Raw genomic sequence first — 12,643 nt, forward strand, 5'->3', positions numbered from 1 at the left:
TTATTGACCTCCTACGCGCTTTGCTTGTCTAAGCTGTAATAAATTAATGCTTAAGAGTATCAAAAATGAAATGGCTAATAACAATACGGCCATAACGGTAGCCCCTTCATAGTCAATGTAGTTTAACTTCTGCATAATAACATAGGATACTACTTGCGTATGTGCCTTCGCGCTATTCCCAGAAATATAGATTACACTGCCGTATTCACCAATCCCTCGTGCAAAGGCAAGGGCAAAGCCAGCTAAGCCAGCAGGTAAAATTTCAGGTAAAATAATGCGTCTAAATATAGTAAAACGACTCGCTCCTAGTACAGCGCCAGCTTCTTCATAAGAGCCATCAAGCTTACTCAATACAGGCTCTACCGCGCGAACTACAAAGGGGATGCCTACAAACACTAAAGCTATAATTATCCCCATTTTAGTATAAAGAAACGATATACCCAATTTTGCTAAACCCGCCCCTATAAGCCCTGAATCAGAATACAATTTAGATAATGTTATCCCTGCCACAGCGGTTGGTAAAGCAAAAGGTAATTCAATTAAACTGTCAATAATACGTCGTCCTGGAAAATCATAGCGCACTGAAATCCACGCCAGTATACAGCCAAATACTAGATTAATTCCAGCTGCTATAAAAGCAGTAGTTATACTCGTTACAAAGGCATGAAAGACTATAGGCTTGGCTAAAATCTCCCACATCTGAAGCGGTGACACTTGCAAGGCTAAACTAAAAATTGTGCCTATAGGCAATAGTACAATCATAGATAAAATACTAATAGTGACCCCCATTGTAATTCCAAAACCAGGTAATAAACGAGGTCCCTTTTGTTTCTCTCTCATAGGCCCTCCTAATTATCTCGCAAGCTATCAAACAGAGCGCCATCTTCAAAGAAGCGCTCATACGCTTTTGGCCAGCCCCCAAAATCGCGAATCGTTACCATGCGGTTAGGCATAGGATATTTTGTTGCCACTTCTTGCATAATCTTGGGATTAGTCGGCCTAAATCCATACTGTGCAATTAAACGTTGGCTATTATCATCATATAAATATTCTAAATACGCTTTAGCAATATCATAAGTACCACGTTTTTTAGCCAATTCAGATACAATGGCTACACTTGGCTCTGCCACAATGGATACACTAGGTATAATAATTTCATAGTCCCCTGGATGGTTGGCTACACTTTGAAGGGCCTCATTTTCCCAAGCTAGCAATACATCGCCTTGCTTATTCTCTACAAATGTCGTAGTTGCACCTCGCGCACCAGCATCCATAACAGCCACATTATTATAGAGCTTTCTTACATATGCTTCGCCAGCCTCATCATTCCATTGTGGGCCACTACCATAAGCATAAGCAGCTAAAAAGATCCACGCAGCACCACCACTACTTTTAGGATCTGGTGCAATTAAACGCATACCAGGTGCTACCAAATCAGGCCAGTCTTTAATCCCCATAGGATTTCCTTTACGCACTAAAAATACAATGGTAGATGTATAAGGCGCCGAATAATTTGGCAATGCTTGCTCCCATTCGGGATCTAACAAATGAACTTTTTGTAATAAATCCACATCTTGGGCTAAGGCTAAAGTGACTACATCTGCATCAAAGCCCTCTACCACCGCACGGGCTTGATTCCCTGAACCACCATGTGATTGATGTACTACAACATCGTCCCCTGTTTTTGCCTTATAATACGCTTCAAAACTAGCATTATAAGCTTCATAAAATTCTCTCGTAGGATCATAGGATACATTGATAATTTCTTTTGCGGAGTTGTTTCCATTCGCTCCATTAAAATGAATTACGCCCCCTAGTGCTGCCCCCACAGCCACTAAAGCAATGAACATGACCCATCTCTTTTTTTGCACTGATTATCACCTCAATGACAGCGCGTATCTGCCTCTTCTTTCTCAATGAAGGAACATCTTAATTCCTATATTTTTAAAAGGAATTAATTGTAAAAAAATTAAAACATACATAAAACTGTCTGTTATTGTAAAGTTTAAATCATACATTGTCAATAGGATTTATTACAAGTAAAGATAAACTTAGGAGTACATCTAAATTATTAAATATTAATTATGAAAAACATTATTATTTATAACGTAGTTTGACAACTCTACTCTCTAAGCAAAATATAGAGGGATTAAAACCCCATTGAATGCTTCCTATTACCTCATACATTTACTCTTGAATCTTAGATTTGTATCTTTTAACTGTCTCCTTTTTGCTTGTGTCTCTAAGCTTATACATCATAACGCTTGCTTTAACTTTATATATTATACCTCATATATCACCCTCTACCGTTTAAATTCTATCTTTATCTTATGCTTATATGTCAATCTAAGATTATATGTTTCAGACCTTATTTCTTAGCCTAAGATATGAGTCATATACCTTATCTGGTGTTTACTGAAATATAAGGATTTATCGCTTATACTTAATTACCTATCTATACTAATTAAACATTATAGTTATATAATCATCGCTCTCTATTTATGATAATTTTTCTCATTTTATTTTAATTGTATGCTTCTTATATTATTTTCATAGCATGAATGCTTTAAAATTATATGATATACTTAAATTAATTATTTTATCCATTATAAATAGCTACTTGCTACTCATTAAATCAGTATAGTATTTCTATTTTACCTTTTTTATGAAAAGGAGTTTTCTTATGAAAAACAAATCAATTACAGTTGAAGAAATGATTCAACGCAATCTAGCTATTCGCGAGTCTTATCACAAATTAGAAAATAAACTTAATGGCAAACCTTGGACCATTGAAGAAGATGCTCTAGGTTTTCTTACTGACGCTGCTCTTGTAGGCCGCTTAACTATGGCGCATGAAAGCACTTGGCCTACTGCTGATACTGGAAACGACTTAAAAACACTACTCCCCCATAAACTAGGAGAATGTGTTTGGTGGCTAGCAACCCTTGCAAAACGAATGGATATCGATTTTGAACAAGCTATTATGGACTTTATTGAAGAAAAAGAGCGTGACCTACCCAAATAAAATATACAAAAATAAGTAAATGTAAACAAATAAAATAAATTTCTTACATATTGTTTTGTAGCATCATTTTATATCAACTGATATCATCTACCATTAGCTAAATTACAAAGGAGTTCTTTATGAAATTCACACGCACTAAACAACAATCCCTAGTACTAACCGTATCTCTGGCAGTAGCCTTTTCCTTCGGCTTAGGTATTGTAACACCATTTTTTACTTCAAACACAGTACAGGCCACAGCAGTAAGTTATAGAGCCGTTAATGAGCAGATTTCTGCAAGCTTACTCAATCAGTTCCAAGGAACTTGGTACAATCATCAAGGCCAAGCCATGTTAGATATCCAAAATGGTTATATTAATAGTACACAAGTAGTGGGCATGTACGATTATGTAGGTAGCACAAAACTAAAGGTGATGCCATTATTCGCTTGCAAGAAAAAAATGGCCTAAAAGATTTAAAATTTTCTTGGTCAATCCGACACAATGACAAAGACTATATTGTTGTCAATGATATGACTATGCTCCGCAATGTACCACAAGTAAGCTATTATGAATCTATTGCTGATATTCATCTAGGTATGAGTACTGATGAAGTACAAGCTATATTAGGTACGCCATCTACTAAAGGCCCTTTAAAATCATTATATGTTCTTAACGGCTGGTACTATGCTGATAAAAAATTAGCCCTTTCATTTAAGGGGGATACTGTTGATGGCATTTACTTATTAAAGGGAAGTAAATTACGCTTTAAACAATCTGGGTTAAATGCAGATAATTCACTGCCTACTTTTGCAGAAGAATATAAATTCCAAAGTCCAGCTTTACGAAAAGGTACGACCTATCCTATTGGCCATGAAGAATATATGTATTTTGATGATCAAGGGCAATATGTTTGGTTAAAAAATCAGCCAAGTTAATTTGTGAGTTAATTAAGTTATGGCACAGCTTAGCTCAACCCTAAACCATTAAAACTATATGTACTTTAAATAATAAATTAAAAGCTGCTAGTAGAGTATCCGAATATCTACTAGCAGCTTTTTTCGCTAACAACTTATTGCAAAATATATTTATGTATATAAGAGATATATTTCTTTTTTTACTGCATGAATTAATCTCAAATCTATTCTAGTCATCATTGTTGATATGACAACCATCCTCCGGCTTCATAAGAGGAAAGAATATAACATCCCGAATGGATGGACTATTAGTTAGAAACATGACTAAACGATCAATGCCAATCCCTAACCCGGCTGTTGGGGGCAATCCATATTCTAACGCGTCAATGAAATCTTCATCCATCTGATGAGCCGCTTCATCCCCCAGTTCACGCTCTCTCATTTGTTGCTCAAATCTCGTTCTCTGATCAAATGGATCATTTAATTCAGAAAATCCATTTGCTAACTCACGTCCAAAAATATAAGCTTCAAATCGATCTGTTAACCACGGTTTTTCACGACTTTGTTTTGCTAATGGCGAAATCTCTAGAGGATGACCTGTAATAATTGTAGGCTGAATTAAATTATGTTCTGCCACCTTTTCAAAACAAGCATTCATCACTTTTCCAATGCCATCATGTTCCGTATAAGTAGCACCTAATTTATCAGCAAACTTACGAGCATCATCTAAAGTTTCTACTTCGTCAAAGTCTTCACCTGAGTATTTTTTAATAGCTTCAACCATAGTCATGCGCTGCCATGGTGAAGAAAAATCAATTTCCGTGCCTTGATACACAACTTTACTGCTTCCCACTACAGATTCAGCACAATAACGAACTAATTCCTCGATTTGTTGAATCATATCCTCATAGTTTGCGTACGCTTGATATGTTTCTACCATAGTAAACTCAGGATAATGGGTCTTATCAATCCCTTCATTGCGGAAATTTCGATTGATTTCAAAAACTCTATCAAATCCACCAACGACTAAACGCTTTAAATATAATTCTGGTGAAATTCTTAAATATACATCCATATCATGCGCATTATGATGAGTAATAAATGGACGTGCTGCCGCACCTCCATATAAATTCTGCATCATCGGAGTTTCTACTTCCATAAAGTTATGTTTTAATAGCCACTCTCTAATACAAGAAATAATTTTTGAGCGCTTTTGAAATACTTCACGCACTTGTGGGCTCATAATTAAATCAACATATCGATGTCTATATCTAAATTCAGCATTCTTAAGACCATGCCATTTATCAGGCAAAGGTTTAAGCGATTTCGTTAATAACTCGATTTTAGTCGTACGAACACTTATTTCACCTTTATCGGTCTTAAATACGATGCCATTAACACCTATAATATCTCCCACATCTAGTAAATCTAATAAATCAGCTTCAAGCTCACTCAATTCATCTTTTCTAGCAAATACTTGAATGTCACCTTTAGAGTCACGAAGTGTGAAAAATATAGTTTTTCCATGGTCCCGTTTCACCATAATACGGCCTGACACAGCTACTTTAGTATTAATTAGTGTATTAAATTGTCGAATTACATCACTAGAATAATGACTCCATTCAAACTTATCGCCATAGGGATATATATCCAATTCATACAGCTTTTGTAACTTTTCCATGCGAGCAAAAGTTACATCAGAATCATCATCACCTAGATATGCAAATGTATCTAATCCGTCGAAAAGGTCCATAATACTTCTCCTTGCTAATTATTAGCATCCGAATCACTAATATCTGGTCTATCTTTGAGATATGTTAAAAATTCCTTAACTAATTTAGTTTTCTGTCCACCCTTATGAGTAAAGATTCGCTGTGATTTATTAATCTCCTTACAGCGTAAAGGTATACATTCTACTACATCTTTTACCCATTCAGGAATAACACCTGATACAATAGCCAATGATCCTGATTGCACCACTACATCTAGAATAAACATCAATGAATTACTATTTACATTAAAAGAAATATCTAATTCCTTTTCTCGACATAAGCGTAATAGGGAGTTTTCTAAATCGCTCATAACCCCTAGTTCCTGCCCTTGAAGCGCTGGTAGTTTTATAAAACTACGATTCTGTAATAGTTCATGACCTTTAGGCCCTAGTACTACTATCTCACGTGTACCAGCGCCTTCAAAATTATATAAATGCTTATGTGGAGGTGTAGTTGGCGTAACTACTAAACTTAATAAACCACGCTCTAAATATTCAGTAATTACGCGCAAATCATTAAAAATAACTCTCCACTTTCCACGAGGATTTTCCTTCTTAAAATCTGTAATATAATCATTTACAATACATGCTAGTTCAGGGGTAGTCCCAATAGCAATCATATCTGCTTCTTCAGAAGCGCTTTTTCTTACCTCTTTACGAAGTAATTCTTCTTGATTCAATAAATGTTTAATTCGGCGATATAATAGGTCCCCAGCGGTAGTTAATTCAATATGACGACTTCCCTGGCGCATCTTGATTAATTGCACGCCATAATAAGCTTCCAAATTTTTAATTTGCAAGCTTAAGGCCGGCTGAGCAATATTTAATTGTCTTGCAGCCTCACTAATTGTATAAGATTCAGCTACATACACATAATTTCTATAAACCTCAAAATCCATAGAAATAGTTTCCTTTCATAAATGCAACCATACTTAAATTAAGTATAATCGACTCTTTCATCATAGAGTAGTTATATGACACTCTATGATAGCCCCATATTCTATACCAGTTTCTACTTTAAACAAATAAAAAGATCTCCATTAATTACCAAATACATTCTATTACTTAATAGAAAATATAAATACACACAACCCTTATTTCTATTAATTTACGCTCCCTTATAAATTATCTACAAACTCCAAAATCAGGACAGCATCTATAATGCTGTCCTAATTTCGGAAAACTTTATTGTAATAAGAATTTGTATCTTAGGATACACTTTCACTTACTGTACCAACTTCATTGTTATATGCAATATAGCCATAGAATACCCAACCTAAGAAGGTTACTAGACCACCATAGGCAAGAGCAAATTCGCCACAAGCATAAAGAGCATAGAAGCTATATAGTACAGCTAACAGGTTGATAAATAAGATGGAGCCCACTTTTTTCTTATTAACTTTTGCTTCATGTAGAATGATTGGCAATGCTGCCATCGATAATACATAAGGCACAAGATTTGTAACTACTGCAAGTTCTACGATAGCATTGAATTGCTCCATAAGACTTGGACTAATAGTTGTGAACCCAATAATTGTTTCAATAATCATCATAATAATCATGCCTGCAATTGGTGCATTCGCTTTAGTAACTTTAGCGAAAATTTTAGGGAAGTAGCCTTCATCAGCTAAGCTTTTTAATACTTGTGCTGTTGTAAACTGCCAACCTAATAAGGAGCCAAGACAAGCAATACACATTAAGCCCATTACGATTTGACCAATAGTTTCATTAAACATTTGAGCAAATACATAACCAAATGGTGCGTTAGATGCAGCTAAGGCTTCAATTGGAACAATACCACTCATTACATTTGTAGAAGCAATATATACAATAGCAGCCCCTAGAGTACCACCAAGTACTGCAATTGGAACATTCTTTTCTGGATTTTCTACTGCATCACTATTAGCACAAGCAGACTCTAAGCCTAAGAATGCCCATAGTGTAAGTGTAATAGATGTAGAAACAGCTTCGAAGAATGGTAAATTATGAGGATTCCATGCTGCTACATAAGTACCGGCGTCAAACCAGAACCAACCAAGAATACTAATACCAAATACTGGAATTAAAACACCCCAAATAGTTATAGAGCCCAATTTACCAGTAATGCTAGCACCACCAAAGTTAAGAATACCAGTAATCCAAAGAATAGCAATTGTTGCTAAACCTACACCAAGTGCACTTAATTGAGTACCAAAGAACTCTGTACCATAACCAACTGCGGAAATCGCAATCGCTACGTTTGCAATAATTAGAGAGAATGCATAGGTATAGTTACATAAGAAACTACCACTTCTACCAAAAGCGTATTCAGAGTAACCACCCATACCGCCACTCTTACGGCTAAACATACCACATTGTGCAAAGCAATACGCCAAGCACATAGAACCTACTGCAGTCACTAGCCAGGATAATACTGAAATTGTACCTACTGTTGCCAGCTTGGCTGGTAACATGATGATGCCGGAGCCCATCATGTTAACAGCTGTGATAATGGTGAGTTGAACTACACCCATTTTTTTGCTGCTAGTATCACTCATTTATTTTCACGTCCTATTCTAAATATTATTTTTTAATTACAGATTCGTCTTTCAATACATAAGCAACTGCTTTAATTTGTCCATCAATTTCTTTGAAGTGAACACCTTGAATTTCACCAGCAAAGCCTGGCAATTCATTAAGTGTAGCTTCTAATACACGGAAGTAAGCAATTACGTTTTCACTCCAACGTTCACCTGGATCGATAGTGATGATTCCTGGAGGATAAGGAAGAGCCCCTTCAAGTGCAATGCGACCTTCAATTTGATCTAATGTTACTTCTTCATAGTTACCAGCAATAAATTCATAAGTAGCTGCTTGAGCACTCATTGCTACTGGTGGTAAGTATTCTTCGCGGAATAAACGTTTTTGTAAAGTATTTACATTATGAGATTTATAGAAGTCATGCATTTCTTGGCAAAGTTGACGAATTGTATACCCTCTATAGTGTTCTTCATTATTGTAGTAAATCTTAGGTAAAACATCTTGCATTGGAAGATCTTCATCTAAGCATTGTTCAAAACGAGCTAATAAGGATACAAGATTTTTCATCTTAGTTTCGGTTTCAGCTGGTGTAATCAAGAACAAGATGGAGTTCAAGTCACTCTTCTCTGGAGTTAAACCATGTTCACGTAAGTAGTTAGAAAGTAGGCCTGCTGGAATACCGAAATCTTCATATTTTCTAGTTTTCTTATCAATACCAGGTGTATAGAGTAATAATTTGCAAGGGTCTACTAAATATTGATCTTTACCATATCCTTCAAATTGATGCCAATCTGATTCTGGATCAAATTTAAAGAATTTATTGTCTGCTGCAATTACATCAGTGTCATAGTCTTCCCATGCTTTACCATCAATAGTTTCAGGAATAAATGGTTTGATGTAATGACAAGCTTTTTTAATAGCTTTGCGAGTTTCAATACCAAGTTTTACTGTTTCATCCCATAATTTACGACCTGCTTTACCTTCATGAATCTTAGCATTTACGTCAAGAGAAGCGAAGATTGGGTAACAAGGAGATGTAGATGCATGTAACATGAATGCATTGTTGAAGCAATCATCATTACAATATCTTGCTTGGCCTTTAATATGACTATCTTTTTTATGAATTTGAGATGCTTGAGATAAACCAGCTAATTGTTTATGTACTGATTGAGTTACGAAAATACCAGGATCTTCTGGTCCAAGTTCTAATAACATTGGGCTGCAATCGCGCAACATTGGAATAAATTGTTCATAACCAACCCATGCAGAGTCAAATAAGATGTAGTCGCAAAGATGACCGATACGATCAACAACTTGACGAGCATTATAAATAGTACCATCGTAAGTACCTAGCTGAATTAAAGCTACGCGGAATGGACGTTTTTCCTTTGCTTTATGTGGAGCCACTTTTTCTAAACGTTCACGTAAGTAAGCTTCATCAAAGCAATGATTATCTACACCACCGATAAAACCAAATGGATTTCGGGAAGTTTCTACATATACAGGAGTTGCACCAGCTTGAACTAAAGCACCATGATGTAAAGATTTATGATTATTGCGGTCAAATAGAACAACATCACCAGGTTTAATTAAAGCATTACATACAACTTTATTAGCAGAAGAAGTACCATTTAATACGAAGTAAGTGAAGTCTGCATTAAATACTTCAGCTGCATGTTTTTCTGCATCATAAGGTGCACCTTCATGAATTAGTAAGTCACCCATACGAACATCAGAAGAACTCATATCAGAGCGGAATAAAGCTTCGCCAAACCAATCATAGAAATAACGTCCTGCTGGATGTTTGCGGAAGAATTGACCACCATGATGACCTGGTGTTGCTAATGTCATATTACCAGTTTCAACATATTTTACTAATTCTTTAAAGAATGGTGGTAAAATCTTTTCTTCATAGGATACTACAGCATCTTCAATTTGACGGCTGAATAGTAAACGATCAAATTGGTTCACATCAATTACATGAACACCTTTTGTTAATAAATCCAAAGGAATTTCGCTATTTTTAGCTGTGCGAATAATAAATGTTGGAATATCTAATAAAGTATCAATTACAGGAGGTAGTTTGTCTAACTCTTGATCTGTAACAACTACGGCACCGGTAGCAGTAAAATCTGGCTCAAATTGGCCTAAAATAGTATCTAAGCATTCTTGCGGTCTATTGCAAGAAATATCAAAATGCTTTGCTGCCTCACTACTACATACAATTTTTAATGCTTCCATCTTTATGACCTCCAAAATGTCAATGTATATACTTATAAGCCCTATACAACTCACAATGTATATAAAACTGTATTTAAATGGCTTGCTCCCGGGGTAAGCCATATCTTTGACTACAGTATAACTAATATCAAACACCTTGAATAATACTGAAAAATATGAAGTTACATTTAAGTTATAATAACTCAATATAAGTATCTTAAAAGTGCAAGCTATTTATGCATTTTTAAGATATATACATCTTTTCTACTTCTTATTTTTTTATATATGTTAGTCTTCACTTATTTAATAAAATCTTAAATCAAATGAAAATCAGTGATAGTTAATCTATTATTTTCGATATACTGAAGATTTAATAAGAAATCAATAAAAAAATCCCCCAAGTATATATACAATGAATTTCATATGAGACTTAAATTGAAATTCAAATAATATACTTGAGGGATTACTTATTTATATTTATTTTTCTAATAAAGGAACCGTATAGGATCCATGAGGCATTAAAATAATAGGAGCATCAGCACCTAGTTTAGCTTCAGCCATAGTAAGTGCCTCTTCAATAGAATGAACAGGCGTAAAGAATGCTTCTTTTGCATATTCATCAGGTAAAGACGAGAGTAAATAGAATTCTGCTTTTTTCATCAAACGCGTTACAGCATACGCTTTATGGCGTCCAATTTGGAAATCTTTGCGCACTGAATCTTCTATTGCTTGTATGGAATGATAATTATGTACTGTTTCGTCAAAAATGGCGGAACCAGAGCCTTCACGACATTCTGCCAATAGAATAATAACACCACCTGGTGCAACTGCTTTTACAGCATTATCCATAGTTTTCTGCATTTGGTAGATATTAATATCTTTCGGATAACCACCAGTAGAGGCAATCACTATAGGCGCTAACTCTTTAATAGGCACACCATTTTGTTTGTTTACAAAATCACAGGCAGCTTTATGAGCTGTAATGTAATGACCAGCAAATACACCAGTAAATTCTTTTTCCCCATTAAGCACAATATTTAATAAAAATGTTGGAGGACATAAAGCAACGCCTTCTATTTGATCATCATAAATAGGATTTCCATCTAGTTCACCTATCGCTGCTTTATCATCAAGCATTAAGCTGTGATTTTTACGTATAGTTTCATAAGAAGCTACTCCAGGTAAAATGGCTTTACGTCCACCGCCGAATCCAGCAAAGAAATGGTGAACCACAGAGCCCGTACAAATAATATGGTCTGCTTCTACTACATGACGATTTAGCTCCACAGGCGTACCAAAAGAAGTCGTGCCTACATGAACAAAGTCTTCAGTTTTTTTAGCATTAGAGTTAATAAGTTGAATCCGATCAGCAATCTCTGGACTTACTTCTTGACGCATTTCCGATTCTGTCATATCGCGATGTGTACCAAGGGCGAAGACTATTTTAATATGATCATCAGTAACACCAATATTATTTAAATACTCAATTAAAATAGGCATGAAAATATGAGTATTAGCAATACGTGTTGTGTCATTAGCTATAATCGCAACTGTTTCTCCCGCTTTAATTAACTCTTTCAAAGGCTTAGAGTCAATAGGATTATCAAAAGCATCCCTAATTGCTTGCTCAGGGTTAGGGAGCACAGGAGTTTCGGCCATGTGAAGCTCACCAATAACACGTTTTTCATCTAATTTAAAATCAACAAAACCATCACCATAATGAAAGGAGTATGTCTTCATACTAAATACCTCCTAAACACTTATACCTACCATATACTATTGCTTGTTTCTTTAAAAGGATAACCATACATCTAAATGCTTTAACCAAAATATTATTTATGAAAGAGTTCATAGACTAATAAATCTTATTCTAATCATTCAACTGAAAGTCTCTTAGTAAGATACAATAGTATTTTATTTATGAATTAATTATACCATATAAAAATATGAATACTCTATAAAGGTTTATACTTAAAATAAGAAAAAAGCCATACCTTTTGGTATGGCATATGTAATGACGATTTGCTATTCAATCCCTGTGTATATCTTAGCGACTTCCTGTTCGGATGCTGGCTATTCTTCTCCGAAGAATCGTACGCTGCGAACTAAAAAATTCGTACTGATTTGTGCGTCACTAGCATGTTCCTTCAAATGAGGCTCACTATTTATCCCAACGCCGCTTCTATTGTTCCTAATCCATAGAAATACTCCT

The 12,643-nt window shown here is 35.2% G+C and carries 10 protein-coding genes; 3 read left to right on the forward strand and 7 right to left on the reverse strand.

Annotated elements, in window-relative coordinates; genetic code table 11:
- Together cysT and QZR90_RS01425 are read right to left on the reverse strand one after the other, a co-directional pair.
- The gene (gene cysT, locus QZR90_RS01420) at window positions 1–840 is read right to left on the reverse strand and encodes a sulfate ABC transporter permease subunit CysT (protein WP_295787950.1); all 840 of its coding nucleotides are present in this window, start codon (window positions 838–840) and stop codon (window positions 1–3) included.
- Between the two features lie 8 nt (window positions 841–848).
- A complete protein-coding gene (locus QZR90_RS01425; RefSeq protein ID WP_295787953.1) occupies window positions 849–1,850 on the reverse strand; it encodes a sulfate ABC transporter substrate-binding protein in 1,002 nt (333 codons plus the stop codon).
- 833 nt (window positions 1,851–2,683) lie between these two features.
- On the opposite strand from QZR90_RS01425, the gene QZR90_RS01430 reads away from it, so the two are divergent.
- The 3 genes from QZR90_RS01430 (at window position 2,684) to bamE (ending at window position 3,941) form a co-directional block, all read left to right on the forward strand.
- Complete coding sequence (locus QZR90_RS01430; RefSeq protein ID WP_295787955.1) at window positions 2,684–3,025, forward strand: MazG-like protein; 342 nt, start codon at window positions 2,684–2,686, stop codon at window positions 3,023–3,025.
- A gap of 119 nt (window positions 3,026–3,144) precedes the next feature.
- A complete protein-coding gene (locus tag QZR90_RS01435; protein ID WP_295787957.1) occupies window positions 3,145–3,474 on the forward strand; it encodes a hypothetical protein in 330 nt (109 codons plus the stop codon).
- Window positions 3,453–3,941 carry an outer membrane protein assembly factor BamE gene (gene bamE / locus QZR90_RS01440; RefSeq protein ID WP_295787959.1) on the forward strand — a complete coding sequence of 163 codons (489 nt, stop codon included), beginning with the start codon at window positions 3,453–3,455 and terminating at the stop codon, window positions 3,939–3,941. The genes QZR90_RS01435 and bamE overlap by 22 nt, the downstream gene beginning before the upstream one ends.
- A gap of 208 nt (window positions 3,942–4,149) precedes the next feature.
- Here the strand turns inward: bamE and lysS are convergent, their stop codons facing one another.
- The 5 genes from lysS to larA all read right to left on the reverse strand — a co-directional run bounded on the left by lysS (window position 4,150) and on the right by larA (window position 12,171).
- A complete protein-coding gene (lysS, locus tag QZR90_RS01445) occupies window positions 4,150–5,601 on the reverse strand; it encodes a lysine--tRNA ligase (RefSeq protein ID WP_295787978.1) in 1,452 nt (483 codons plus the stop codon).
- Between the two features lie 86 nt (window positions 5,602–5,687).
- On the reverse strand, window positions 5,688–6,590 hold the full coding sequence (locus tag QZR90_RS01450; protein WP_295787961.1) for a LysR family transcriptional regulator: 903 nt from the start codon (window positions 6,588–6,590) through the stop codon (window positions 5,688–5,690).
- A 309-nt stretch (window positions 6,591–6,899) separates the two neighbouring features.
- A complete protein-coding gene (potE, locus tag QZR90_RS01455) occupies window positions 6,900–8,228 on the reverse strand; it encodes a putrescine-ornithine antiporter (protein ID WP_295787963.1) in 1,329 nt (442 codons plus the stop codon).
- Between the two features lie 25 nt (window positions 8,229–8,253).
- Window positions 8,254–10,452, reverse strand: coding sequence for an ornithine decarboxylase (gene speC, locus QZR90_RS01460; protein ID WP_295787965.1), 2,199 nt, complete (start codon window positions 10,450–10,452; stop codon window positions 8,254–8,256).
- Between the two features lie 456 nt (window positions 10,453–10,908).
- Window positions 10,909–12,171, reverse strand: a complete 1,263-nt coding sequence (gene larA / locus QZR90_RS01465) for a nickel-dependent lactate racemase (RefSeq protein WP_295787968.1) — start codon at window positions 12,169–12,171, stop codon at window positions 10,909–10,911.
- Window positions 12,172–12,643 lie beyond the last annotated feature (472 nt).

This window comes from uncultured Veillonella sp., from assembly GCF_900545795.1.
Lineage (GTDB): Bacteria > Bacillota > Negativicutes > Veillonellales > Veillonellaceae > Veillonella_A.